26 protein-coding genes and 2 tRNA genes are annotated in these 26777 nt (G+C 49.0%); 2 read left to right on the top strand and 26 right to left on the bottom strand.

The genetic code is table 11. The features are described from left to right. Positions 1-4: 4 nt before the first annotated feature. The 4 genes from tilS to spoIIE form a co-directional block, all read right to left on the bottom strand. Entirely contained in the window at positions 5-1402 is a 1398-nt protein-coding gene (tilS, locus tag ACXADP_RS00990; protein WP_474970214.1) for a tRNA lysidine(34) synthetase TilS, read from the bottom strand. Between the two features lie 73 nt (positions 1403-1475). Then, positions 1476-2399 (bottom strand): serine/threonine protein kinase, encoded by a 924-nt coding sequence (locus tag ACXADP_RS00995; protein WP_474970610.1) that lies wholly within the window; start codon positions 2397-2399, stop codon positions 1476-1478. Then, positions 2380-3117, bottom strand: coding sequence for a VWA domain-containing protein (locus ACXADP_RS01000; RefSeq protein ID WP_474970212.1), 738 nt, complete (start codon positions 3115-3117; stop codon positions 2380-2382). Before ACXADP_RS01000 ends, ACXADP_RS00995 begins: the two co-directional genes overlap by 20 nt. A 63-nt stretch (positions 3118-3180) precedes the next feature. Then, positions 3181-5628, bottom strand: a complete 2448-nt coding sequence (spoIIE, locus tag ACXADP_RS01005) for a stage II sporulation protein E (RefSeq protein ID WP_474970211.1) — start codon at positions 5626-5628, stop codon at positions 3181-3183. A gap of 283 nt (positions 5629-5911) precedes the next feature. Between spoIIE and ACXADP_RS01010 the strand changes: the two genes are divergently transcribed. Further along, positions 5912-5985, top strand: a tRNA-Met gene (locus tag ACXADP_RS01010). A 24-nt stretch (positions 5986-6009) separates the two neighbouring features. Then, positions 6010-6081, top strand: a tRNA-Glu gene (locus tag ACXADP_RS01015). Positions 6082-6158: 77 nt separating this feature from the next. Here the strand turns inward: ACXADP_RS01015 and ACXADP_RS01020 are convergent. The 22 genes from ACXADP_RS01020 to yabG form a co-directional block, all read right to left on the bottom strand. Beyond that, positions 6159-7001 carry a MurR/RpiR family transcriptional regulator gene (locus ACXADP_RS01020; protein WP_474970611.1) on the bottom strand — a complete coding sequence of 281 codons (843 nt, stop codon included), beginning with the start codon at positions 6999-7001 and terminating at the stop codon, positions 6159-6161. An 8-nt stretch (positions 7002-7009) separates the two neighbouring features. Continuing rightward, on the bottom strand, positions 7010-8377 hold the full coding sequence (locus ACXADP_RS01025) for an aspartate aminotransferase family protein (RefSeq protein WP_474970612.1): 1368 nt from the start codon (positions 8375-8377) through the stop codon (positions 7010-7012). A 198-nt stretch (positions 8378-8575) separates the two neighbouring features. Further along, positions 8576-8962: a S1 domain-containing RNA-binding protein gene (locus ACXADP_RS01030; protein WP_027953470.1), complete on the bottom strand. Its 387-nt coding sequence runs from the start codon at positions 8960-8962 to the stop codon at positions 8576-8578. Positions 8963-9038: 76 nt separating this feature from the next. Then, entirely contained in the window at positions 9039-9422 is a 384-nt protein-coding gene (locus ACXADP_RS01035) for an FtsB family cell division protein (protein ID WP_281659560.1), read from the bottom strand. A 16-nt stretch (positions 9423-9438) separates the two neighbouring features. Beyond that, positions 9439-10029, bottom strand: coding sequence for a spore cortex biosynthesis protein YabQ (gene yabQ / locus ACXADP_RS01040; protein ID WP_474970208.1), 591 nt, complete (start codon positions 10027-10029; stop codon positions 9439-9441). Next, positions 10026-10331, bottom strand: a complete 306-nt coding sequence (yabP, locus tag ACXADP_RS01045; RefSeq protein ID WP_474970207.1) for a sporulation protein YabP — start codon at positions 10329-10331, stop codon at positions 10026-10028. The genes yabQ and yabP overlap by 4 nt, the downstream gene beginning before the upstream one ends. A 156-nt stretch (positions 10332-10487) precedes the next feature. Then, a complete protein-coding gene (locus ACXADP_RS01050; protein ID WP_027953474.1) occupies positions 10488-10751 on the bottom strand; it encodes an RNA-binding S4 domain-containing protein in 264 nt (87 codons plus the stop codon). A gap of 3 nt (positions 10752-10754) precedes the next feature. Further along, positions 10755-12218 carry a bifunctional methyltransferase/pyrophosphohydrolase YabN gene (gene yabN, locus ACXADP_RS01055; RefSeq protein WP_474970613.1) on the bottom strand — a complete coding sequence of 488 codons (1464 nt, stop codon included), beginning with the start codon at positions 12216-12218 and terminating at the stop codon, positions 10755-10757. Between the two features lie 5 nt (positions 12219-12223). Further along, on the bottom strand, positions 12224-13801 hold the full coding sequence (locus tag ACXADP_RS01060) for a putative polysaccharide biosynthesis protein (RefSeq protein WP_474970614.1): 1578 nt from the start codon (positions 13799-13801) through the stop codon (positions 12224-12226). 84 nt (positions 13802-13885) lie between these two features. Then, on the bottom strand, positions 13886-14422 hold the full coding sequence (gene spoVT / locus ACXADP_RS01065; protein ID WP_474970205.1) for a stage V sporulation protein T: 537 nt from the start codon (positions 14420-14422) through the stop codon (positions 13886-13888). Positions 14423-14750: 328 nt separating this feature from the next. Then, the gene (gene mfd, locus ACXADP_RS01070) at positions 14751-18287 is read right to left on the bottom strand and encodes a transcription-repair coupling factor (RefSeq protein ID WP_474970615.1); all 3537 of its coding nucleotides are present in this window, start codon (positions 18285-18287) and stop codon (positions 14751-14753) included. 50 nt (positions 18288-18337) lie between these two features. Next, complete coding sequence (locus ACXADP_RS01075; protein WP_027953479.1) at positions 18338-18568, bottom strand: anti-sigma-F factor Fin family protein; 231 nt, start codon at positions 18566-18568, stop codon at positions 18338-18340. 81 nt (positions 18569-18649) lie between these two features. Beyond that, a complete protein-coding gene (gene pth / locus ACXADP_RS01080) occupies positions 18650-19213 on the bottom strand; it encodes an aminoacyl-tRNA hydrolase (protein ID WP_474970203.1) in 564 nt (187 codons plus the stop codon). Between the two features lie 173 nt (positions 19214-19386). Further along, positions 19387-20043, bottom strand: coding sequence for a 50S ribosomal protein L25/general stress protein Ctc (locus ACXADP_RS01085; protein ID WP_474970202.1), 657 nt, complete (start codon positions 20041-20043; stop codon positions 19387-19389). Positions 20044-20122: 79 nt separating this feature from the next. Next, a complete protein-coding gene (locus ACXADP_RS01090) occupies positions 20123-21076 on the bottom strand; it encodes a ribose-phosphate diphosphokinase (protein WP_474970616.1) in 954 nt (317 codons plus the stop codon). A gap of 15 nt (positions 21077-21091) precedes the next feature. Beyond that, positions 21092-22471, bottom strand: coding sequence for a bifunctional UDP-N-acetylglucosamine diphosphorylase/glucosamine-1-phosphate N-acetyltransferase GlmU (gene glmU, locus ACXADP_RS01095; RefSeq protein WP_474970617.1), 1380 nt, complete (start codon positions 22469-22471; stop codon positions 21092-21094). Between the two features lie 146 nt (positions 22472-22617). Beyond that, complete coding sequence (gene spoVG, locus ACXADP_RS01100) at positions 22618-22917, bottom strand: septation regulator SpoVG (RefSeq protein ID WP_027953484.1); 300 nt, start codon at positions 22915-22917, stop codon at positions 22618-22620. A 175-nt stretch (positions 22918-23092) separates the two neighbouring features. Continuing rightward, on the bottom strand, positions 23093-23911 hold the full coding sequence (gene purR, locus ACXADP_RS01105; RefSeq protein WP_027953485.1) for a pur operon repressor: 819 nt from the start codon (positions 23909-23911) through the stop codon (positions 23093-23095). Between the two features lie 61 nt (positions 23912-23972). After that, positions 23973-24839 (bottom strand): 4-(cytidine 5'-diphospho)-2-C-methyl-D-erythritol kinase, encoded by an 867-nt coding sequence (ispE, locus tag ACXADP_RS01110; RefSeq protein ID WP_474970199.1) that lies wholly within the window; start codon positions 24837-24839, stop codon positions 23973-23975. 126 nt (positions 24840-24965) lie between these two features. Then, a complete protein-coding gene (locus ACXADP_RS01115; RefSeq protein WP_474970198.1) occupies positions 24966-25145 on the bottom strand; it encodes a small, acid-soluble spore protein, alpha/beta type in 180 nt (59 codons plus the stop codon). Positions 25146-25327: 182 nt separating this feature from the next. Next, positions 25328-25588: a biofilm formation stimulator Veg gene (gene veg / locus ACXADP_RS01120; RefSeq protein ID WP_027953488.1), complete on the bottom strand. Its 261-nt coding sequence runs from the start codon at positions 25586-25588 to the stop codon at positions 25328-25330. A 276-nt stretch (positions 25589-25864) separates the two neighbouring features. Further along, on the bottom strand, positions 25865-26737 hold the full coding sequence (yabG, locus tag ACXADP_RS01125; protein ID WP_027953489.1) for a sporulation peptidase YabG: 873 nt from the start codon (positions 26735-26737) through the stop codon (positions 25865-25867). Positions 26738-26777: the final 40 nt, after the last annotated feature.

Consider the following 26777-nt stretch of genomic DNA (forward strand, 5'->3'; position numbering starts at 1 on the left):
CCTCCTACGCGTCTGCTTTGTTTTTATAATGTAACCGAAGCCATGGACCTGTTGAGGACCTGCCTCCCTGCCTGCCGCCTTTCTTCAGTCCGCCAAGCCAGAGGATTTCCCCTGTCTGATCGGTAACGACCGGCAGTGTCCCGCGGGTGCGGGCAGGGATTTTCTGATCAATAAAAATATCTTTTACTTTTTTTGACCCCTTCATCCCTCTGACTTCCATACGGTCTCCAGGCTGTCTGGAGCGGACGATGAGCGGAAGGTTTACGTGATAGTCCTCACATACATAGGTGAAGGCATCAGGCTCTTCCGGCGACCAGCTCCATTCCGCTTCCATGGACGAACCATCCGGAAGGGAGACAGAAGACCCGGGGTGCAGCATGAAACGAAAGGACGGATCCTCGTCTTCATCCGCAAATGTGAAGGTGATCTCATCGTAAGCGCGGACCACTTTCAACCCTCCGGGAAAATCAAGGGAACGGTTCGGTTTCTCGTCCCTTAACAGGTCCATGAACATTTCTTCATGAAGATAGGAAATGTCTTCGTTTTGCTTCACATACAGATAGTTCAATATTAGATGAAAGGCCGTCCTTTGTAAAGCAAGCGGAAATGTTTTGAAAGTTTGTTTGGAAAATTGTACGAATTTCTCAACATCCTCCGAAAAATGAACACATTCCAACACCTTCTGAGCCTGTTCGTTTATGTAGGAACGCTCTTCCGCTGCCCTTTCACTGAATGCCTGCACATGCTCATGAAGCCGGGGATTCTGCTCCTTCAAAAAAGGCATCACCCTGTGACGGAATGCGTTGCGCGTGTAATCCGTCCGGTCATTAGAGGGATCATGGCGGCTTGGAAGAGAACGGTCATTCATATAATGGAGAAGCTGTTCCTTGGAGACACATAGCAGCGGCCGTACGATTTCACCGCAGGCAAACGGCCGACGCAAAGGGATTCCCCGGACCGCTTCGGGCCTGGCGGAACGGACCATCTGCATCATGAGTGTTTCTGCCTGATCGTCTCCGTGATGCCCCATGACGAGGACATCCGCCTGCCGGGCATACATCTGCTCTTCAAAGAAACGATAACGGAGATCGCGGGCCGCTTCCTGCGTCCCTTTTCCCGATGATTCCTTATACGAACCTGTATCGACAGAGGTTCCATAAAATTCGACACCCCACTGATCCGCCAGCATCTGAACAAAGGTCAGATCCTCCCGCGCTTCTTCTCCCCGCAGGCCGTGATCCACGGACACAGCTGTGAGGTGAAACGGAACCTTTTCTCTCAGCTGGGTCAGCATATGGAGAAGAGCTGTTGAATCCGGCCCTCCGGATACAGCAGCAAGGACAGTCTGTCCCGGCTGAATTAACTGATGTTTTGAGATGAACGAATGGACAACGTGATCCATCAGACGTTCCTCCTGTCTATCTCTATCTTCCCCTATCGTATCACTCTTCTCACCATCTGCAAAAGAATAGCTGTTACAAGAAAAAAGTAAGGAGGGACCCTCCCATAAGCAGAACGGAAAATAAGGTGATGGCCGTTAACTCCCCGGAATCGGTGGTCTTTTTCTTCTGATCTGCGCGGAAATGGACCCGTGTTGGAGGCGGTGTTTTGTGCAGCAGTACACCTGCCATATCTTTTTCCATTTCCGACGCATCCTTGTACTTTCCCTTCCAGCCGTTTTGGATGATTGTCCGGTATGGTTTGAGTACAGAAGAAGCTGCCAGTTTCTGTTCGAGCATCTTTCTCGGGGAAGGCCCCCTTTCAAAACGCCCCGCCCCTGCGGTTTCCAGCATAATCATCGTAAGCGCGAATAGATCATAGGAAGGTTCGGCCTTCCTGGAACCCATCCCCCAGTACCCGCGGTCATAGAACTCCGTGTATTCCTTTATCGCCCTGCCCGCTGCTGTCACACCTCCGACGTCAATAAGCCGGACCCGCGAACCGGACACGAGCAGGTTGTCTGTTTTCAAATCGCCGAACACGTAGCCGGCTTTGTGAAGTTTGGCGATATCACCCAGAATTTGAGCTGCGCAAATACCGATCCATTCTTTCGACTTCCCCGCCAAAAACTGAGGCAGGGGCTTTCCTTCTATGTATTCCATCACATAAAAAGGCAGCTGATGCCCCCCGGACATCCGGTAGTCATCCACATCAACAAAAGAAGGCCCAAGTTTTTCCCCTTGGACCTTGCTGAATTTCTTTAGCATGTTCACCTCAAGCATCATCCTGGAGCTGTCGGTTCCCATTTTGAGCGCATACGTCTCCCCCCGTGTCGAGCGGCATTTATAAACGGTGCCGCACGCTCCTGAACCGAGTTTTTCCATGATGATGTAAGGGTTCTTGTTCCACCTGCCGAGGACCTGATGGCCCGGTGAGAAGTTACCAGCCTGTTTCTTCATAAGGATCTTCTCCATCTTCCAGGCGGGAAGGGGCTGATTTGGCAGCAAAAGCATACAGCGCCTCTCGAAGTGCAGGTCCTGTCGGTGTATAGCCGCCGCTGTTCAATTTAGAAAACAAACGGTTGACCGCTCCCAGTTCGGGCGTCCAGTCCACCATCTGCAGGATCGTATGTTTCGGATCCGGGAAGGTGTAGACACTGAACTGATTGGATCCTGATCGTGCATTGAGGCTTAAGGACAAATCAAAAAGAGCATCTTTCACTGTAGGAAGCTTATGATGCATGCTTGCACTCACGTCCACGAGCACAAGCACCTCCAGAGCACTGCTTTCCCCAAGCTCATCAACGACTTCCACAACTTCTCCCCGCTGCTCAGGAGGAAGTTCCTCCAGCGATTGATTTTTTCCCAGAATCTCCTGCAGCTCTTTATTGACGATTCCCTGTATCGTCTGGGTCATCGCCTGTTTTGTCACCATCTGCACGGTCTGGGACAGACTTTTTTGATACACGATTTGACTGATGCCCCCGCCTGCCTCGGCAATCGCCTCTACTTCATCAAGCCCCTGCGGCCTGCTGTTCTGCCGGTCGTCGAGAACACCAATCACGTTCACCGTTATCCCCTGGCTTCTTGCCAGTGCCGCCACTGTGGCAGGGTCCTCCCCGTGATTTGAACATCCATCGGTTAACAAAAGTATCTGCTTCAGTCGCCCTGTTTTCATAATGATGCTCCCTCCTGTTTCGTTGCTTCCATCTTCGCCGAAAAGGAGGGGTTCTATACGCGGTCAGGCCTCTTTTTTCTCTGAGGGAATGGACGCCCACTCCGGCAGATAATGATCGATTCTCGCGACGATGATCGTCATATCATCGACAATGTCACCCGAATGGGTACGGATCACTTCTTCCAGGAGCAGATCAGCCATCACCTGTGGATCCTGACTCGATATTTCGCGGATCTTCCGTTTGATCCACATTTCCACGTTTTCAATCTGACGCGGCGCTTCCAGTATGCCGTCGCTCATCATGATGAGGAAGTCCCCGGCTTTCAGCTGTTCACTCCTTACGTCTACATCCACGTCCGGGATAATGCCCATCGGCAGATTCCCGGCTTCAACGGTGTGGATTTTATCTCCTCTTTTTATAAAACTCGGGGTGCTCCCGACTTTAATGAACTTAGATGTCGCCTGATGCAGATCAATCACAGCTAAATCCAACGTTGAAAAAATTTCATCATTCGTACGAAGCGACAGGATGGAGTTAATCGATTGGATCGCTGCTGATTCCTGGATGCCGGACTGTAAAATCTGCTTGAGCAGACGCAGCGTTTCCATACTTTCTTCATGAGCACGTTCCCCGTTACCCATTCCATCACTGATCGCCAGGGCATATTTCCCTCTGCCCAGTTCCATCATCGTAAAACTGTCTCCGGATACAAACCCGCCCCCTTTGGCTGCATGCGCCACTCCGGATTCGATGGCGTAATGTTTGGCAGAGCCGAACGAAAGGTAACACCTGCCCTGCGGATAAGGAGAGATTTCCTCCATCGTTACGACAATCGTCTCCCCCAGAATGTCGGACAATACCGGTGCAATAATTTTCGCTCCTTCTCCGCGGTAATTATCAATTTCTACAATCAGTTCAAGGTCCATGTTCCCTTCATCCAATGAATAGATTTCGAGTTTCTGGATCACCATCCCCATTCGTTCAAGAGCACGATAAATGACATGCTCCTTTTTTTCGTGGTGCTCTCGTTCTTTCACAATCTCCTGAGCGAAATTATCCATCACCTCCGAAACCCCCTGCAGCTGTTCCGCCACAAAGCGCCGGCTCTCCAGCACCTGCCGTTTCAACTGCCGGTTGGCATGATAAAAAGACAACTCGTGATTCATCGTATCAATCAGCTTCTGCGGCTTCACGCAGTGCTGGTCCACACTTTTCCGCAGGCCTCTGCCCGCCTCTCCTTTCTCATCCAGTTCATGCATCAAATCCGTCATCAAATTATGGGTGTCATCAAAGTTCCGCACCCAGCACTTTTCCTTCATGAAACAGGACTGACAGGTCTTTTCTGTGACATGGCTCAAGAAGTAATCGATCTCCTCCGCTTCACCGCTTTCCTCCTTTGGAGACTCTAAATATGTGAAACTTCTTGATAAAGCCTGAAAAACGTCCGAGAACTTCCCGACCCTCACAGCCGTGACATCCCGGACTTTTTGTAAGTATTTCTGCTGTTCCGAAAAATGTTCATCTGTGCCCGGAACATACTTGGACAATTGTTTCACCCAGGAGTTCGGCGTGAGAACAAACAACGCCACGGCCCAGGCCGTTGCCCATAAGGAAGCCGGCAGTTCTGTGTCACTGCCCATATAAAAACCGATTAAAAGGGTGCCGACCACCAGACCGGCACTGACTCCTGCTTTTTTCCCCTCCTTCAAGAGCCCGCCAAGCAGGCCGGAAAAAGCCAGCAGACTCATTTGATAGATATGATCCATATTCGATAAGCTCAGTACCAGTCCTGTGACGACTCCAACGGTTGAACCGATGGCAGCGCCGGCAATATAGGCGAGCAGAATGACAAGGTACCGGGCAAATACATCCACGACGGCTACGCCCTGGATCTGCCACCCGATCAATCCTGTCAAAACGGAAGCGAGTAATATAATGAGGCAGACAATCTCTTCATTTTTCAACGTAGGCTGAAACCTCTGAGGTGTTAAAATCGGGATGCTCTGCATAAAGATAAGGACAAGGATGAAACTCAGTATTCCTTCGGCAGCCATCAATGTAATTTCATAGAGCTGCCAGCGGTCCAGTAAAGCGAGGCTGACGGTGCGGGGGATCAAGCTTGCCATTAATGCCAAAGCCGGGAGCCACTTCTGGGGGTGACTTGTTTTGCGCAGCCCCAGGCTTAAGAGCAAAAAAGCCGTCGACGCCCCTACAATAAACCCCGCATGTGCGTAGCTGTATGTAGATGCCCCTGCTGCCATCATGATCGTTACGGGGATGACGAGCGGACGTTTCATCCACCAGATCACCGACAGGAAAGCGACACCGAAAGGGGCCATGGATGATAGAATGATAGCTCGTCCAAGCAGCAGGGCGAGGACCATGTGGAAGACTCCTTTGTCGGCCATAAACGAAACTGTGCGGAAAGAAGCTCTTTGGAAGCCTTGAACCATTCTTGAACCTCGGACGGCTGATGGACGATTTTCCTGCTTCGAAACTGTTTCTAACATGTTTATCACTCCTTCTTTGTGAAACCTATTAAACCACATGAAGAAGAAGCATTTTGTCAAAACAACAAGAGAGCAGAAACAAAAACTTCGATGCTTTTCTCAGAAGCCGCATCAGATTCTACAAAATGTATGCCGGGCACTTCCATCCCCTCCCAAAAACCCCCTTCTTTCCCTAGCGAAATAAACAGAGTTGTCTGATTTTTTTATTGGTTGTTGACTCTTTTTCTATCATGGTGTACTATATTTTTTGTGACGTTGCGAGACAACATCACTTCAAACACATGGCGGTGTAGCTCAGCTGGCTAGAGCGTACGGTTCATACCCGTGAGGTCGGGGGTTCGATCCCCTCCGCCGCTACTATTTTTTCAAAAACGATATATTGGCCCGTTGGTCAAGTGGTTAAGACACCGCCCTTTCACGGCGGTATCACGGGTTCGAATCCCGTACGGGTCATCGGAAACATTCTTGTCCAGAAAAACGCCTTCCAAATTGGAAGGCGTTTTTTCTATGTCCTTTTTCTATGCAGGTCCTCAATAAAACACATCGAATTTCTCCCAGATCGATTCCAGATGCTCGAGACGCTTTTCTGTTTCTTCTTCTTTTTCCCTACCGATCTGTACGAGCAGTGCCTGAATGACGCTGAGCGGTGCTGTAAACGTATCAATATAAGAATGCATCCGGCTCTTTGCTGTGAGAACCGTATCCGAATAAGCGGAAAGAGGGGAGGAAAGGGTGTCTGTAAGTGCCACTGTTTCCACACCCTCCTCATAAGCGTAGGCAAGGATGTCGACGGTACTTTTGCTGTACCGTGGAAAACTGATCCCAATCACCACATCCTGTTTTCCCAGACGTGCCAGAAGGTCCGCATCCCTCTCCACAGAGTGAATCATGCGGACATCATCCACCACCTTTTCCAAATAGTAATGAAGGAATCCCCCTAATGCTTCTGCACTCCGGTTCGCAGCAATCCATATTTTATCAGCCTGCCATAAAGCATGGACCGCTTTCATCAGCTCCTTTTCATCCAGCCTGTTCATCGTCTCTTCCATTTCCCTGATGTCTTCTTTGAGCACAGATTCAAATGAAGGAGAAGGATTCGTTGTCTTTATCAGCCGTTCACTCGTCTTCCATTGCTGTTTTAAGGATGATTGGATGGCCTCCTGGAATTCTGCAAACCCCCGGAAGCCAAGAGAAACGGCGAACCGTGTGATTGTCGCGTCACTCACCCCGGCCATAGCAGCCAGCCGGCTGACATTCAGGAAAACAACTTCATCCGGCCGGTCCAGCAGAATGGCCGCCACTTTTTTGTGGGAGCGGCTCATCTCCGGAAGAGATCGGCGGATCGTTTCATATACATTCGGTTCATTCTTCACAGCAGCTGTCACCCTTTCACATTCTTCACCGCTTTTTCATGCGCATCTACAGTAAACTGTAGGTCTGCTTCCGTATGCACTGTTGACATCGAGTAACGGTTGAGCGGTTTCGTATACACACCGAGCTGAAGCAGCCTCTCATCTACGCGCTTCCTGTACGTCATGTCCACGTGTTGAAGATCACGGTAGTTACGGATATCCCCGTCTGTCATCATCACATTAAAAATACTCCCTGTCCCTACCGTTTTCATTGGTATTCCCATAGTCTTATACAAGTCTTCCAGGTGCTTGCGCAGTTTGTGCGTCTTGGTCATCAGGTTTTCCATGACGTCCCTTTGCTGAAGCAGATCGATCGTCGCCATCCCGGCAGCCAGCACGGTCGGATGACCATTGTAGGTGCCACTGTGGAACAGAGCACGCGGCTGATCGGACGAACTGCCGGACATTACATCATAACTCAGCTTCGGATTCAGGAACTCCATGACGTGCTCTGCTCCTCCGAGGGCCCCGACAGGGAAACCTCCGCCCAGCACTTTTCCGAGTGCCGTCAAGTCAGGGGTGATGCCATATGTTTCCTGAGCCCCTCCGAGAGATAAGCGGAAGCCTGTTTTCACTTCGTCCATAATCAGCAGAATGCCAAGCTCTTTCGTCACGCGGCGCACGCCGTCCATGAATGACGGATCCGCCGGTATGTACCCACCCTGAACAGGCTCCATCATAAGCGCAGAAATCTCCCCGGCATGCCGGCGCAGGATTCGTTCTGTCGATTCCAAGTCATTAAACGGAAGAATGATGGTATGATCCTGATAATACTCTGGAAGACCACTCGATTCGGGAACCGGATTCGGCTCTTCCGCATCTCCTGCTTCCTTCTCCTCCGGATGGATACTCCATAATACTTGATCATATCCTCCATGATAATGCCCTTCAAACTTTGCTATTTTCGGCCGGCCCGTATAGGCTTTAGCGACTCTCAGTGCGAGCAGCGTGGCTTCCAGTCCTGAGTTGGTATACCGGACCCGTTCCATGCCTGGATATAACGAACAAAGCCGTTCCGCCATCTCAACCTCCCGTTCGTGAGGTGTCCCGTAAATCGTCGTTCCATCCTCCTCCATCTGCCGGATGACAGCCTTTTTGATGGAAGGATGGCCATGCCCGTGAATCAGCGCCCCATAGGAAAGAAGGTAATCCACATAATGATTGCCGTCAGCATCATACAGATGGCTGCCTGAGGCCTTTTTCATAAATATGGGGTGTGGTTCGAAATATTTGATATTCGCGGTCACACCGCCTGGGATGACCTTTTCAGCTCTTGCATAGGCTTCGGCTGACTGCCGCATCCTTTTATGGTCCGGCTGCTCTTTCTGGTTATTCAAAACAAAACCCTCCACATTTTGAGATTATTATTTCATATACAAATTACTATGAAATAATATATTCATACTGATTCCATCATTTCAACCCTGTAAACGGCTCCTGCCCTAGAAAAATAAAAAAAGGAACCCATCCACATTTGGATGGGTTCCTTTTATATAAAAGATGCGCACCTTTTACTCATTGTCCTAGACAGCAAGCTATCCTCTTTTAGCACCTCGACCTCCACGTTTGGACTCCGTGTGCTTCTTCAGTGATGCTAAACGTTCGTCGCTATCCTTGATAAAACGGTTCATCTTCTGTTCGAATGATTCAGCCGGCTTACGAGGTTTTGGCGGACGACGGTTTTGGTTCTCTTTCGCTTTCTTAATGGAAAGACCGATCTTTCCATCATCTCCGACATTAATAACCTTTACTTCCACCTGGTCTCCCTGACTCAGGTGCTCATTAATGTCTTTTACGTAGTTGTCGGCAACTTCGCTAATGTGAACCAGACCCGTCTTGCCATCCGGAAGCTCGACGAACGCTCCGAAATTAGTGATTCCCGTTACTTTACCCTGCAGCTTGCTGCCTACTTCAATTGACATAAAAAAAATGCTCCTCCTTAAAATTTCGATAAGAATATATCTTCTTATATATTATATATAAGCTTTGAAAAGAGTGTCAATAAGATGGATCCTCATCAGGCATTTTAAAGATAATTTCGCCTTCTTTAGAGAAGAAATAATTGGTCCTGGCGATTTGGAGAACGTACTCCTCATCATTCAGAAGGTCAATTTCCTCCTTCAAATCCTTCTCCTCTTTTTCCAAAACACTCATATCCTGTTTCAACTGTTCGAATTCCTCATGTTTCTGTGCATAAAGTGACTGCTGTTTCACATGGTAAAACACCATGGATCCAGCTACGATCGACACTAACAGGGCAAACATTGCGAGACGGCGTATCAGGCGCTTTTTCTTCCGCTGATGTCTGTCCATATAGGCATCATAATGCTGCATGTATGTAGAATCCAGACGTGCCACCGACTCCTGCTGTCTCTTTGCCATGTAAGTTCGTCCTCCTTTACTTTTTGAATCGTTTTACCCAACTGACCATTATATTCTTCATCTTTTCCAAAAACCCTGCTGATTCACTTAAGTAAATTTTCATGTTTTTCGGCAGGAAACGCCAAATCAATCGAAAAAGCAGTTTGATTGGATAAAAAGCGACAATAAACAATATAATGATACCCTTTAAAAGTATCTTATAAACGCCAAGAAGTAAAGAAATAATAAGGAAAATGATGGATTTCGCAGGGATGTATACAAGATAATACACCGTTTTTTTCAAAAAGGTGAGAACAGCCGTGCAGATCTTTATCCAAAGCTCAAGCGAACGTAAGTAGAGGCTCTGAAATAATGCACGATAAGCGGCGAACCCACATACGACCGCTACAAATACATACACCCGGAGCTCACCGTAATTCACAAGATAAAGCAGGTAAAAAAGAAAGGCCGCCTGAACCAGCCAGAAACCAAGCTGATACAGGAGCTCAAGCCAGCTTTGTTTATTGCGCTTATGAAAAAAACGTTCGAATGTGTCCAGGGATGCTCCCACGAACATCCCTCCCCCGATCATGGACAGGATCGTCATAAACTGCGTCGTGAGGGTCATTTGAACAGCTTGCTAAACAAACCTTTAGCTTTCTCCCCCTGGTGCTCGTCCAAATAAGTCATTTCATGCATTTTTCCTTTTATGGAAACCACCCCGGAATCAAGGTCCAGGTTTTTCATCTGCAGGTTCTGGCCGCGGATGACGAGATACCCCATATTCGTCTGCAGTAGAAACTCTTCACTATCGAAGCTGTCCACTTCTTTGACGCCTGATATTTCAATATTTCTCCGGTTCATAACCTTTACATGATGATCGACCTGCTGCTGAGTCCTACTCCCGTGGTTTTTCTCATAGCTCTCCATCTTAACAGCCTCCTTCTCTTGTACAAACTATGAAAAAAAGAGAAGGATTATGACTTGGAGCCTGCCTCTCTGATCGAAAGGGCTCACACGTAAAAAAGACTGTCGAGAATGCCCTCGACAGTCCGCCTGCCTCCCCCGGGGAGGTGGTTCATCAGATTAATCTTGATTCACAGGTTCTTCCTTTTTGATTTCATATAAGGAAGCTGCTTCATTTTTGTTGACGTTCTCTCTCAAATCCTTAATTTCAATGGTCAGTACCTTCTGGCCGAACTGAATCGTCAGCTCATCGCCGACGGCTACGTTACTGGCCGCCTTGCTCTGCGCGCCGTTGATGCTGATCCGTCCCTGATCGGCTACTTCCTTGGCCAGCGTCCGACGCTTAATTAACCGCGAGATTTTTAGAAATTTATCTAAACGCATGCTTTATTCCGCTCCTTTATGTTTGGCTTTCGCTTGTACCCATAACTCTTCCAAAGCATCCAACTCGTAATCCTCCAGTTTCCTGCCGCTGCGCTCCACCGATTCTTCCATGGACGACAACCTCATCCGGAACTTACGGTTGGTCCGCTGCAGGGCATTTTCACTGTTCAGGCGGTAATGGCGGGCGAGGTTGGCAATGGCAAACAACCAATCCCCGAACTCCTTCTCCATTTCCTCCCGGTCCCCGGAGGTTAGCGCTTCTTGAAACTCCTGCCACTCTTCCTCCACTTTCTCTAAAACAGGGGCAACATCCTCCCAGTCAAAGCCGACCTTGGCCGCCTTATTCTGCAGTTCCTCCGCCTGCAGGAGAGCTGGGAAACTTTCCGGTACGGAGTCCAAAAGGCGGGGGGATTTGTTTCCCTTTTCCTGCTGTTTGATCGCGTCCCAGTTCGTCAGCACTTCATCCGTCGTGTCTGCCTGAACTTCCCCGAAGACGTGCGGATGGCGGCGGATCATTTTATCCGTTATCGATACTATTACGTCATCAATGGTAAAATATCCTTCATCTTCACCGATTTGACTGTGCAGCATCACCTGCAGAAGCACATCCCCGAGCTCTTCCACCATTTGATCATCGTCCTCCTGGTTGACGGCGTCGATGAACTCGTAGGTTTCCTCGATCAGATACTTCCGCAGGGACTCGTGGGTCTGCTTCCTGTCCCATGGACATCCTTCCGGGCTCCGGAGAATCCGGATCACTTCCCTCAGCCGGAAAAACTGGTGATTGAGAAGGGACTTTTGCAAAGGAGGGACATAGACACTTGTCAGGTTGTCGACCTCCACACTCCTGTCGAGCTCTTCTAAAGGAACCGTACGGACAAGCTCGCCGCTTCCCCCTGCTGCTGTGACAATGGTTACCGGATGCGCAGCTGGAAGATCCTCAAGCAGCGTCAGCTTCACTTCAGATGCGGTCATCGCATCATAGACCTGACATAAAATCAGATGGCTTGTATACATCAGCTGCTCGCGCTTGATATCGGTCGCATCGACGAGCTGGAAACCTTCAATCGGGTCGATGCCGAGGGTGGTGAAGGTGGCATCCAGGAAGCTCTGCCCTCCCTCAATCTCTACGTTTATTTCCCCTTCTTTTTCCTTTTCTAAAAGAAGCTGCACCGTTTTTTCCGCCATCATCGGGTGGCCGGGCACAAGATAGAAAATCTCGTCTTCCGGACGCTCCAGAAGACGGCTGGTGATTTCTTCATATACGCTGCCGAAGCTTTCGTGCTCCTCATACACTTCATCAAAGCTTTCGATCGAGAGCCCTTCCTGAAGGAGCTCTTTTACGACAGGATGATCCAGTGTCCTTGCAGTGAGCCGGGCACCGGCCTGCGTCAGCTGCCTGTAAACACCAAGCGGAAGCTGGTCCAGCCCGGAGGCGCCCAGTCCGAAAATTTTAATCGTCTGCATCGTTTTCATCCTTTCGGTAATAATGGAATCAGCCGGTTACTCGAGGGAAGAGCTTCTATCTCCTGTCTTGTAAAACCGCCGGTCCTGATCAGAATCAGTCCGAAGACTACAGCTCCCCCGACTGAAAGAGTCAGAATATAAAGAAGAAGAGGCAGCCGGTCATCCAGGGCGAATAAAGCTTTGATTACTCCTCTGCTTATGTACAATGCTGCAGACATTCCTGCCACGGCAGAGACCAGAGAGCCCCACGGAAGACACCGCCATCTCCATAATGAAAGATCTTTCCTTAAGATTACGATATTTCCAAACAAAACAAAAGTAACAGCGGTTAACGAAGCAAGAGAAGCTCCGTAGATACCGGCTGATGAGATCCATAGAAAATTAGCTGCCCCCTTCACACCGATCCCGGCTATGACAAGAACAGCTGTGTGACGAATCCGGCCGAGTCCCTGCAGGACAGAAGCGGTCGTAATGGACAGTGAACTGGCAATGATAACGAGCATCAGGATACGTAAATAACCGCTCCCGGCAGCATCCTGGAAAAATACCTCGTTCACGTCAGGAAAAAGGAAGATCAACCCGGCGGCGGCTCCGGTGGCTATGTAAAGTGTGATTTTTCCGGCACTCGTAATCGAAGACCGGACCAGCTCCGGAGTCTCGTCCATCCGCCGACGTGTCACAGAAGGAATCAAAGCAAGAGCAAGGGAAGAAGCCAGGATCGTTCCCAATTGAATCAATGGCTGCCCCCGGTCATAAATCCCTTTGACAACCTTCGCCTCTTCCGGATGGTACCCGTTCTGGACCAACTGCGGAACAAGAGTAAAGGCATCGACGAGCTGCAGGGACAACAGCAGCATATAGTTAAAGGAAATCAATACTCCGTAAAGCAGGATGTGTCTGCTGAAGGAAGCCCGGACAGGAGAGCGCTGAAAAGTCCATATCCCCCGTTTTTTAACCATCCAAAGGAAAAGTACAAGAGAAGCTGCTGCCGCTCCTGCCATACTTCCATAGGCCGCTCCGGTTCCGATGTGGTACAAATCCCCGCTTCGGGAAACCACAAGAGCCGTGGTGATAATAACAGCTACTCGGAAGACCTGCTCCACGATCTGGGATACAGCGGTCGGAGTCATATCATTTTTCCCCTGAAAAACGCCTCGGAGAACAGAAATCACAGGAATAAACAAAAAGACACAAAAAGATGTGCGGACGGCCTGGGTCAGATGTGGATCGTCCATCCACCGGGCCAGCCGGGGAGCCTGCATCCAGCCCGCAGCCACGATGACCAAACTAAAGGCGGTAAGCAGAAGGAATACAGGCAGGTAAAAAGATGGAAGGGACGCCGGACTGCTGTTGTGGTCCCGGTCGGATATGAATTTTGAAATCGCACCGGGGAAACCGTACAAGGCCAGCACCAGGGCCATTCCGAGAATCGGATAGACCTGCTGATATACGTAAAAACCAAGATCCCCGGTCAGATTCTGCAGAGGCACCCGGTAGCCGGCACTAATGATTTTGCTGATCAAACCAGCCATAGAAAGAATGAAGGCGCCTTTTAAAATAGATGGTGTAGATGTTCGAGTCATTTTGGAACGTTCTCCTCATATGTATGTGTTCAGAACTTCCATTATATCATAGGAAAAGGCCAGACCATCGGCCTGACCTTCGTGTTATTCCATCTGTTTGGCGAGAAAACTTGCTGCCGTCTGGACCGCCTTATCTGCGTCGCTTTCAAGAGGTGCTCCTTCTTTATTGAACGCAATCACACAGCCAATAGGATCTCCCTGGGCGATGATAGGATGAATAAGATAGGAAATGACGTCTTCTTCCTGCCCGCGGACGAATTCCACTGGATCCGGATGCTTTTCAGAAGCCATGGACCGCGAGTCCATGACTTCCTCCACTTTTGACCCGATCGACCGGTTCATGTATTCTTTTTTGCCTCCACCAGCCACAGCAATATACTCGTCCCGGTCACATATAAGAACAGGGGATTCCAGGGACTCACTTAAGGCTTCCGCATATTCCTTCGCAAAATCACCCAGTTCACTGATCGGGGAATATTTCTTCAGAATGACTTCCCCTTCTCTGTCCACGAATATTTCCAGAGGATCTCCTTCACGGATTCTGAGGGTGCGGCGGATTTCTTTCGGAATAACAACACGGCCTAGATCATCAATACGACGTACAATACCAGTTGCTTTCATTCTTTTATGCTGCCTCCTTTTCTGTGATGACTACCTTTCCTTCTCCTGTTGAAGAGCAAGCAGAACAAGCGGGTGATTAACGATAGTATGGGTCAGCAATAAAAACCTATACACCCTTGGTCTGGTTTTTTTCATAAATAATGTAAACCTATCCTCAAGCAGGATAGAACCCCTCTGTTTTTCAACTTGGCAGGAGTCAGCTTCAAACATGGACGCTCGTCCGCGGATAAGGAATGATCTATACATCTGGAGGCATGAAAAAAGCCTGGAGAAAAACACGGGGTTTCTCTCCAGGCCGGATCACCCTGCAGCCACAGGGTGATTATTATCAGGCTGTTGTCGTTTCTCTCATCATCTCCGGGAGACGGCCGATGAATTCTTCCACAAGCCTGTAGCGGTCGAATTCCTGTTTGCGGTCCCACGTGAAGGTCACCTTCAGCTGGCTGTCCTCGGTGCCGAGCTGAACCATCCTTCCATAAGAGTTGGCAAAGTCGAACAATTTGGAACCATCGATGTCACGGCTCTGTTCCGCTTCCATCACCATTTCGATTTTCTTCTTCTTCTCTGCGACGGATTCAATCCTGGCCCGCTTCGCCTGCAGCTTGATGCTGGAGACGCGGAAGAGATTTTCCACTTCTCCCGGGTAGTCCCCGAACCTGTCGATCAGCTCATCCCTGAGATCCTGAATATCCTCGACAGACTCCACCGCCTGGAACAATTTGTACATGTCGATTTTCTGTTTTTCATCAGCGATGTAATCATCCGGAATATAGGCATCCACGCTCAAGTCAAGCTCCGGCTGGAAAGGCTGGACTTCTTCCGGCTTTTTGCCTTGACGCTTCGCCTCGATCGCATCTTTCAGCATTTGGGAATACATATCAAACCCGACCGAATCGATATACCCGTGCTGCTGGGAGCCGAGCAGGTTACCGGCTCCACGGATGGACAAGTCACGCATGGCAATCTTGAACCCGGATCCAAGCTCGGTGAATTCCTTGATCGCCTGGAGCCTTTTCTCCGCTACTTCTGTGAGCACTTTGTCCTTCTGATACGTAAAGTACGCGTAGGCTACACGGTTGGAACGTCCGACACGTCCACGCAGCTGATACAGCTGGCTGAGACCCATCCGGTCCGCATCATAGACAATCAAGGTGTTCACGTTTGGAATGTCCACCCCTGTTTCAATGATTGTCGTACTGACAAGCACGTCGGACTCTCCGCCGAGGAAGGAGAACATAACGTTCTCAAGCTCAGTTTCATTCATCTGCCCATGAGCAAAGCTCACCCGTGCTTCCGGGACAAGTTCAGCAATCTCCTGCGCCATCCGTTCAATATTCTCCACCCGGTTGAACAGGAAGAACACCTGACCGTCCCTTGCCATCTCCCGTTCCACTGCTTCCCTCAGGAAGATCGGGTTGTATTCCAGTACGTACGTCTGGATCGGGAATCGGTTGGCCGGCGGCGTTTCAATTACGGACAAATCACGAACGCCGAGCATCGACATGTGCAGGGTTCGTGGGATCGGCGTCGCTGTAAGGGTCAAAACGTCGACATTGTTCTTCAACTGTTTGATTTTCTCTTTATGCTTCACTCCGAAACGCTGCTCTTCATCCACAATTAAGAGACCAAGGTCCTTGAACTCGACGTCCTTGGAAAGAACCCGGTGGGTACCGACGATGACGTCAACCAGTCCTTTTCTCAACCGGTCTGTCGTCTCCTTCTGCTGCTTTTTCGTACGGAAGCGGCTCATAAGGCCTACATTGACTCCGAAGCCCTGAAAGCGCTCCTGAAGCGTCTCATAATGCTGCTGCGCAAGAATCGTCGTCGGAACGAGCAGAGCCACCTGTTTGCCTTCTGCAATCGCTTTGAAGGCGGCGCGGATCGCCACTTCGGTTTTCCCGTAGCCGACGTCCCCGCAGAGCAGGCGGTCCATCGGACGGATCTGTTCCATGTCTGCCTTGATCTCTTCGATACAGCGGAGCTGATCCTCGGTTTCCTCATACGGGAAAGCTGCTTCAAATTCACGCTGCATTTCGCCGTCTTCCTGAAAGGCATGCCCTTTGGATGCTTCACGCTCGGCATACAGTTCGATCAAGTCATCAGCAATATCTTCAATAGAGGACTGTACACGGCTTTTGACTTTTTTCCATTCACTGCCGCCCAGTTTATACACTTTCGGTTCCTTGCCTTCAGAACCGACATATTTCTGGATCATATCGATCTGATCGATCGGGACATACAGTTTGTCATTCCCCGAATAATTCACCATCAGGAAGTCCTTATGACTTCCTCCCATTTTCAGCGTTTCAATTCCGAGGTACTTCCCGATCCCGTGACTGGCGTGCACAATATAATCGCCGACTTTAAGCTCCTGATAGTTTTTGATCCGTTCGGCGTTGGACATTTTCTGTCTGCGTTTCGGCTTGGCCGTCCGCTTTTTGAACAATTCCTTTTCTGTCAGTACGGCCACCTTGTGCATCGGCCATTCAAAACCGCTGCTGATGTTGCCGATGACAATCGTCGGTTTCACAAGTGGGAGTTCCGGTTCCCCTTTAGCAGGAACAGCTTCAATGTCATAATCAGCCAGGACGCCCTGGATCTTCTCCTGACGGTTCTCATCCGGTGCGAGAATCACGACAGAGTAATCCTGCTTCTCCCAGCGGTCCATCTCATTTTTCAATAAATTCATCTGGCCGTGGAACTGCTGCATCTGCCGACTGGAAATATTGACGATGTTCTGAGGCTGGGTATTGGCAATATGACGCATAAAAACAGATAAATAAAGACGGGGGTGCTCCATTTTATTCCACGTATCCTGCCAGTCAAAGGATAAGTGAAGATCGCGGACCGACTGATTCGCCTCGAGCATGCTCTGCAGCCATTCACCCTCTTCCTGATCAAGACGGTGGGCGGTTTCCTGGATCCGACTCATCTCATCTAAAACGATAAGTCCGTCCTTAGACAAGTAGTCTAGTAGACTGACAGGCTCCTCATAGAACATCTCAATGTATTTATACATTTCCTGGAATCGTTCGTGGTGTTTCAGACGCTCCAGATCATGATCAATGACCCGGCTCAGCGTCTCCTTGGATTCGGTCTTCGTCAGCTTCTTCAATGAATGAGCCAGCGCGTTTTCCAGACGATGGTGGGCTCTTGTAAAGTCCTCGGACGTCAACAGCAGTTCTGTTGCCGGGCCGATGGTGACAGCCTCCACCTTTTGATGGGAGCGCTGGGTTTCTGAATCAAAGGTACGAATAGAATCCACCTCTGTATCAAACAATTCGATCCGGTACGGAAACTCTGCCGTTAACGGATACACATCCAGAATTCCCCCACGAAGCGAGAACTCCCCCGGGGTCGCCACCATTTCCGTACGCTCATACCCCATGCTGATAAACCGTTCCAGGTAATCCTCCAGGTTGATTTCTTCCCCAACACGAAAAGGGAGCAGGTTACGCTCCCAATAGGATTGCGGCGGCATCATACGTTTCAAAGCAGCTACAGGTGCGATCAATACACCTTTTTCCTGATTCAGCCACTGGCTGAGCGCTTCGATCCTCTGACTGCGGAGTTCAGGACTCGCCACAGCGATTTCCGATGCAATCAGTTCATTGACTGGATACAGATGAACCTGATCAGGATCTGCAAGCTCCTGCATGTCGTCATACAGCTGCTGTGCTTGTATCAGTTGATGGGTGACAAGAATAACCGGACGATCCAGGGATTGCTGAAGAAGAGAAATCATCAGGCTCCTGGAGGCTCCGGAAAGACCGGCCACCATTTGTTCTTTCATTCCGGATTGAAAGCCTTCAATCACGGACTGTACATCTTCCTTTGGATGTAAATAATCCTTTATCCCTTGCATAACGAATTCCTCCACCACCTTTTCCCCCAGCAAAAGCTGGGGGTCGGGATTTACTGAATAAAATGGTCCAGTTCATGGTAATGTGGATGTTCGTCCAATGATTCTTTACACGAGTCACAGATCGTCCGTATATTCATACCGCCATCAGCGGTCATATGAACCATCTGTTCCTGATCCTGATCATTCAACAGATCAAACCCTAGTTGAGAAACATCCACGTGTGCTGCATCTAATTCTCCAACCTGATTCTCACAATGACGGCAGAAGTATCGTATTTTCATGTCCATCCTCCTTGAAGGGGTGATGGTAGATAGTGTTACCGTCCTTGTGGTCCGTTATACGAACTCAGAAGTAAACAGGTGTCATTTCATATTGTACGTATTCATCACTTCGTCAAAGGTCTGACCGACCCATGCCTCACACGCCTTCACAGCGTAATCGATACTGTCTTCAACGTGAGGGACCTCTTCTTTTGTGAACGTTCCGAGCACATGATCGATGACGGTTTTGGAGCCTTCCGGACGTCCTACGCCGACACGAAGCCGTTTGAACTCCTTCGTTCCGAGATGGTCGATGATACTGCGGATGCCGTTGTGACCTCCGTGGCCGCCTTTTTTGCGCAGGCGGATTTTGCCAGGGGGAAGATCAAGGTCATCGTAGACGACAAGGATATCCTCCACATCCAGATTATAATAATCCATCAGCGGTCTCAGCGACTCTCCTGACAAATTCATATAAGTCTGTGGCTTCAGAAGCACCACTTTTTCGCCATCCATACGCTCCATTGTATATAAGCCATTGAATTTCTTTTGACTGAATGACCAGTTGTTGCGTTCCGCCCATTCATCAAGCACCATAAACCCGGCATTGTGACGGGTCCGGTCATACTTCTTTCCCGGGTTGCCGAGACCAACAATACATTTCATAATGAACTCCCTTTTTCTCTATTACCATCTATTATAGCAAAGCTGAATCAAAAATAATGTCAAAACACGCTGGAAAGGCCGATGTATTCCTACCATCCCCTTTTCCATCGTTCCTAAACACAGAAAAGGGGCGGGCCTCTATGGCCGCGCCCCTTGATCCATGGGATCCTGTTTTACTGTTTCGCTTCATCCGTTCCAGCTTTTTCGTCCTCGAATTTCTCTTCGGACGCTTCTGGATCCGCATCAACATCCAATGGTTCCGGTTCTTCCTCCGGCATTTCTTCCGGTGGTGTTACGGAAACAATGGTCGTATTGTCATCTTCTGTAATTTCATAATTACGGGAAGATTTCAGATCACTCACCATCACGCTGTCACCGATGTTCAATTCAGAGATATCCACGACGATTTCTTCCGGAATATCCGCAGGTTTTGCACGAACGGCAAGGTCATAAAGCGGCTGCTGAACGACACCGCCCTCTTTGCTGCCGGCGGCTTCTCCTTCCAGACGAACCGGTACTTCCACATCCATCTCCTGGGACATGTTCACGACATAAAAGTCGGCATGGATCAATTCATCTTTCAAAGGATCCACCTGATAGTCATGCAGCATCACATCAACTGTATCTTTACCTTCGATATTCAGGGAAATGATTGCGTTCTTCCCTTCATCACGAACAGTTTTAAGTAACTCTATGCTGTTAACAGCAACCGTGATCGGTTCTTTGTCATTTCCGTAAACAACACTTGGGATACTTCCCTCCTGACGCAGTTCACGCGTGACGGATTGTTTGAGATTTTGTCTTTGTTTCGCTTTCAACGTAATAGCCAAAATAATCAACCTCCATTAATTTACCAATCATTAATAAAAGTTTCCCATTAAAACAAAGAGCTAAACGTATTTTCGTAAATTAATCGAATAGTATGCTGATGGACTGGCGTTCGTGGACACGGATGATCGCTTCACTGATCAAGCCGGCTACGGAAAGTTCCGTAATCTTTTCGCTCGCTTTTTCTTCGCCGAGCGGGATGGTATTGGTCACGACCAATTCTTTAATTTTAGAGTTCTCAATCCGGTCAATCGCAGGTCCGGATAGGACAGGGTGCGTACAGCACGCGTAAACCTCTGTCGCTCCGTTTTCCACGAGCGCATTGGCAGCGAGGGTGATGGTCCCCGCTGTATCGATGATGTCATCGATCAGAATGGCCGTCTTTCCTTCGATGTTTCCGACAATGTTCATCACTTCCGCGACGTTCGGTCTTGGACGGCGTTTATCGATAATCGCAATCGGAGCCTTCAGACGGTCGGCCATTTTACGGGCACGGGTTACACCACCGTGGTCCGGGGATACGATGACGACATCATCAAAATTCTTCTCTTCAAAGTAATCAGAAAGAATAGGGACTCCGACAAGGTGATCGATCGGCAGGTTGAAGAACCCTTGGATCTGCGGTGCGTGCAGATCCAGCATCAGGACACGGGAAGCTCCGGCTGTTTCAAGCAGATCGGCAATCAATTTGGCCGTAATCGGCTCACGGGCACGGGCCTTACGATCCTGACGGGCATAACCGTAGTAAGGCATAACGACATTGATAGTACGGGCAGATGCACGCTTCAGAGCATCGATCATAATCAACAGTTCCATGATGTGCTGGTTGACAGGCTCGCAGGTCGATTGGACGATATAGACATCGCAGCCGCGGATACTTTCTTCGATATTGATTTGAATCTCTCCGTCACTGAAGCTTGTAACTGTACATTTCCCAAGTTCCACTCCAATGTTGTCCGCTATTTCCTTCGCAAGGCCCGGGTTCGAGTTAAGCGAGAATACTTTCAGTTTTGAATCTTTATATCCAGTTGGCATGGATGTTACCCTCCGTTAATCTTTTTTGATCGATTTCATTTTATTAGCATAGCCCTCTTTGTTCGTCTGTCTTGAACGGGCAATAGACAGTGCCTCTGACGGGACGTCCTGATTGATGGTGGATCCGGCCGCCACGTAGGATCCACGGCCGACCGTCACCGGTGCAATCAGATTGGAGTTGCATCCGATGAAGGCATCATCTTCGATTGTCGTCAAATGCTTGTTCTGACCATCGTAGTTGACAGTAATTGTACCGCAGCCGATGTTCACACCGCTTCCCACTTCTGCATCTCCGATGTAGCTGAGGTGGGAGGCTTTGCTTCCATCTCCGAAGGAGGCTTTTTTCACTTCAACAAAATTACCGACTTTTACATCATTGCCGAGATCAGACTGCGGTCGGATATGGGCGAACGGCCCGATCTGCACACGGTTTCCAATCCGGCTGTCCGAAGCCGCACTCTGCTTGATCGTCGTTTCCGCTCCGACGTGACAGCTGCTGATTGTCGTATGAGGACCGACGACAGCATCATTTTCAATCGTTGTCGTTCCTTCAATGACGGTCCCCGGATAGATGGTGACATCCTGTCCGATGGTGACATCCGGACCGATATACGTCTGATCCGGATCGATCAAGCTGACACCATTTCTCATATGTTTCTCGTTAATGCGTGCTTTCATTAATTTTTCTGCTTTTGCCAGAGCTACACGGTCGTTGACTCCGAGTGATTCAGAGAATTCCGGTGTCTGATAGGCACTGATTGTTTCTCCGCGGTCTTTAAGAATTTCAACTACATCCGGAAGGTAATACTCTCCCTGGACGTTGTCATTGGAAACATTTTTCAGTGCGTCAAAAAGCAGAGCATTATCAAAGCAGTACGTTCCTGTATTGATTTCCTGAATCGCCTGTTCATCTTCTGATGCATCCTTCTGCTCAACAATACGTTCCACCTGGCCGTTTCCGCCACGGATGACCCGTCCATATCCATGAGGGTCATCCGCGTGAGCCGTTAAAATGGTGGCTTTTGCGTTCTGCGCTTCGTGATGATCGAGAAGTTTCTGAAGGGTTTCAGCTGTCAATAGAGGCGTATCACCACAGACGACAACAGTCGTTCCTTCTTTATCAGCAAGGATGTCATCGGCCTGTTGAACGGCGTGGCCTGTGCCCAGCTGTTCTTTCTGGACGACATAATGACTGTCCGAACCAAGCTGTTCCTGAACTTTTTCCGCTCCAAATCCTACAACTGTAATCAATTCACTTAGATCTAATGTATTCAACTGGTCGACGACATGCTGAACCATCGGTTTCCCACATACAGGGTGCAGAACCTTGTACAGTTTCGATTTCATACGTGTCCCTTGTCCAGCTGCCAGTACGACGGCATATCGATTCGTCATGAAAGAACCTCCATCCTAATTATCCACTTTGAATCATATCTTAATCCAAGGGTATTTTCAACAATATAGGACAATGCATGAAGGTTTTACCAGAACAGAAAAAAGAGCCTAACCGCATCGGTTAGACTCTTGTTGTTCCCTAAGTATCAGGAGGCCCCGGCTTCTTCGAATTCCACCTCTGCTCCTTCTTCTTCACCAGCCTGGTGATAGGCTTCAAGTACAGCGTCCTGGATCTTTCCACGTGTACCTGAATTGATCGGGTGTGCAATATCACGGAACTCTCCATCCGGAGTCCGTTTGCTCGGCATCGCCACAAACAATCCGTTGTTGCCATCAATCACCCGTATGTCATGGACAACAAATTCCTGGTCCAAGGTAATAGAAGCAATTGCTCGCATTCTTCCATCGGTATTCACGCGTCGCAGTCTTACGTCAGTTACTTCCATTAATTTCACCACCTTTTTTATCCAAAAGAACTTATGTAACACAAATTCCACAAAACGGGAAAAATTCCTGCCTGTTTTCTAAAAAATTTTTATATTCGATGAACTCCAGGCTCTCCGATGGTTTTCCGGCCATAAAAAAAGCCCTCATACGAAAGAATGAGAGCTTTGGAAAAGGTTAGATATTTTCAAGCAGATTGCCCGGACGGACTTCGATGGTTGAACGGCGGTCGTCCGCATTGACGATCTGGACGAGGGATAAATATTCTTCCACCACCCGGTCCTCCTCTTCATCTTCCGCTTCTGCGAGGACGCCGATGCCGGCAAGTTCTGCGTTGAATTCTTTTAACAGGTTCCGCATGCCGTTGATGGTTCCGCCCGCTTTCATAAAGTCATCGATGATGCAGACTCTGGATCCTTCCTGGAGAGAACGCTTCGTCAGCACCATGGTCTGGATTTTACGGGTGGAGCCTGATACATAGTTGATGCTCACGGTGGAACCTTCTGATATTTTAGGATCACGGCGGGCAATGACGACTGGGACGTTCAAATACGAAGCGACGGCATAGGCTAAAGGAATCCCTTTGGTTGCCACCGTCATGACGACGTCAACGCCTTTATCACGGAAGGCGGAGGCGAACATCCGGCCGATATTCCTCGTCGTCTCCGGGTCCCCGAGTATATCACTCATAAACAAATACCCTCCGGGAAGCAGACGTTCCGGATCCTCCAGACGATCACAGAGCTGATTCACGAACGTGCGGCTGTAATCTTCAGAGAATACAGGAATGTACTTCACTCCTCCGGCGGCACCGGATATCGTTTCCAAATACCCGATCCCCTCATGCTGGAACATTTTATTAATGATGCCAAGGTCTTCACTGATGGAAGACTTGGCCGCTCCGTACTTTTCTGAGAAATAGGGGAGGGAAATCAACGTTCTCGGCTGGTCCAGGATAAAATGCGTCATCGCAACGAGCCTTTCACTTCTTTTCATAGTAAGGACACCTCAAAATCCGAATATTTTAGTTAAATATAACAAATATGTACGGAATTTATCAAGTGGTTTCCCGGTAACCAAGCATCCTTACCATATAAACCTCCGTACAGAACCCTTTCAGGCTGTTGTAAATCCGCTGGGCACGGGCATCCTGATCGACAAGACAGAACACGGTCGGTCCGCTTCCGCTCATGAGCACAGCGTCCGCTCCTGCCTGCTTCATCTGCTCCTTGATCTGGCCGACTTCCTGATGAAGACCGAGAGTGACACCTTCCAGTGTATTGCCGACATGAGAGCAGATCCCGTCGTAATCTCCAACCTTCAGTGACTCAACCATCGCCGTGGTATCAGGATGAAGCGCCCCTTTAAGATCCAGGTTCTGATAAACCGTCTGGGTCGATACGCCGATAGTCGGCTTCGAAAGGACGACCCAGCATGGCGGCGGAGCCGGCAGTGATTGAATTTTTTCACCACGACCGGTCGCAAGTGCTGTTCCTCCGTAAACACAGAACGACACGTCCGAACCGATTTCAGCACCAAGGACGGCCAGTTCATCCATAGACAGGCCGAGTCCCCACATCCGGTTCACTCCGCGCAGGACAGCCGCTGCGTCACTGCTTCCCCCGGCAAGACCAGCCGCAACGGGAATGTTTTTTTCAATATGAATATGCACACCTTTTTTTACACGGAAACGATCCTGGATCAGCTTTGCCGCCCGGTAGGCAAGGTTTCGTTCATCATTCGGAACAAAGCGGCTTTCAGATTCCACTCTTACGACAGGTTCACGTAGAAGCGTCAGCTGGATACGATCCGCTAAATCAACGGTCGTCATCACCATTTCAACTTCATGGAAGCCGTCCGGTCGTTTATGTAAAACATCTAAGGACAAATTTATCTTGGCAGGAGCTTTTTCTAAAATCTGCATATAAGCACCTCTTCTTCTGGATTATCTGAAAGCATTGTACCATATTTCGCACCTGGAAGAGGAAGAAGGACCTGTAAAACAGACAAACCTGTAAAACCCCTTGATGCCCGGCATCAAGGGGAACGTTCAGTTTTGGTTTTTCACCATTTGTTCTTCTGCCATTTGTATCGCCCGTTTGACCATGTTGCCGGCATCGCGCCCAGAGATGCCGCCCCAGCCATCTTTCTGTACCTTGTCGTAAAACCCAAGTTCCTTCGCGATCTCTTCTTTAAACGAATCGGACATCATGCTGCGCTTACGTCCCATCGTTCTCAGCTCCTTTCGCTTTCACTCAGCTACGACAACGTTAGTATGTGCCAAACCACTCACCGGAAAACCGGTAGTTCTATACAATACTGGCAGGAACTTCTACAATAAAGCCGCCTGCTGTAGGCTGACGAATGGCTTTCCGTCATGAAGGCAAAATAAAAAAGCAGCAAACGGAAGGTTCACTGCTCAAGGGCCAAAGTCTTAAGGTCATCAAAGGTCAGTTCGACTGTCTCTGTAAGTACATCTGCATAGCTGTATGATACACGTTCAAATGCATTTTCTTCCTGGTCAAGCTCGACAATGAAAACCGCAGGATAAGTTTCTGCTAAAACACCGGAACGCTCAATCGTCTTGCGGCGCCCGCCGTTTGCTTTCAAAGTTAGTCGTTTACCAATCTGTCCTTCTAGGGACTGCTTAATTTCACCTAACGTTTTAGCCACTGCACTCCACCTCACTGTTTATAAGAATACCACAGACTATGGACAAAGTCAAATAAAGTTATCAATTATACCAACTGATCGAAAACATTGCAACAGAATGATATAAATAATTACTCTTGGTTAGGTTATCCATAAGTAGGAAAAGTATGTAGTTTTTTGCGGCATTTCTGCGGGATTGAATCAGCAGGAATCCAGTGCCGGATGATTCGAAACAAAGGATGACGACACGTCGGGCCATCCCAAAAGTGAATAGCCGTTGTTTGTTGGAAACAACGGCTATAATTCTTCCTGGTTTTTCGTATAGGGGATGCCGATCCGAAGAAGTCCCTTCGTCTCTATTCCGCCAAGCCCATCCTGACCACTGATGGTGTTGCGGATAACCTCCCATATATTAATATGATCCTTGAACGACGTATATGCCACTCTGGCTGCTACATACACAGGGTCAATGGCGTGGATGTTCACCCGGGATGGTGAGCTCGCAAAATTGGCCCCGGCACGGATGATCGATTCAAAGTGCGACTGACAGGCTCCAGCAAATACGACCAGCTGATCGAAATTAGGGTAGCTGCGCCTGATGTTCCTCACCGCTTCGACAAAATACTTGGAATGGCGGTACGATTCCAGTTCCCTGACCGGACCTTTCGCTTTCGAATACGAGTCATGTCCCGTTAATACGACGATTTCCGGATGAACTTTTTCTATTAAAGGCAGGACTTGGTGAGGCATTTCCTTCTCATGGAGATACTGTCCGTGTACCTGCAGGCCAAGCTGTTCATATAAGGCAATGCATTTTTTTAAAAACAACGGGTCCCCATCAATATGGAGGATACGCGGCGGGATTTGAAAATAGCTCGTTTCTTCATCGGTTCCGTATCCACTTCCTGCATCCGCTTCCCGCTGTTCCCTTAACAGCCGGTAATCCTGTCTGAATAAGCGGTAGGAAAAGGCTTCCTGTTCCTCTACACGGCTTTTTCTACGGTGGTACTCCGCGCCTGTGACTTCTTCCACATCATCCAGCGGGGCGTCCGCCTCGAGACGGATATGTTCACCCATCAACTGGACGACGGAAGAGGATTTCTCTTTCACACGGAAAATTACATCGTGCTGATAAGACTTCCTCGTAACGAGGTCTCCATTTGATATCATTTCTTCCCCACCTTACTCTAAGCACTACATTAGTGTATGT

The organism is Halobacillus sp. AWH4_228 (assembly GCF_056158365.1).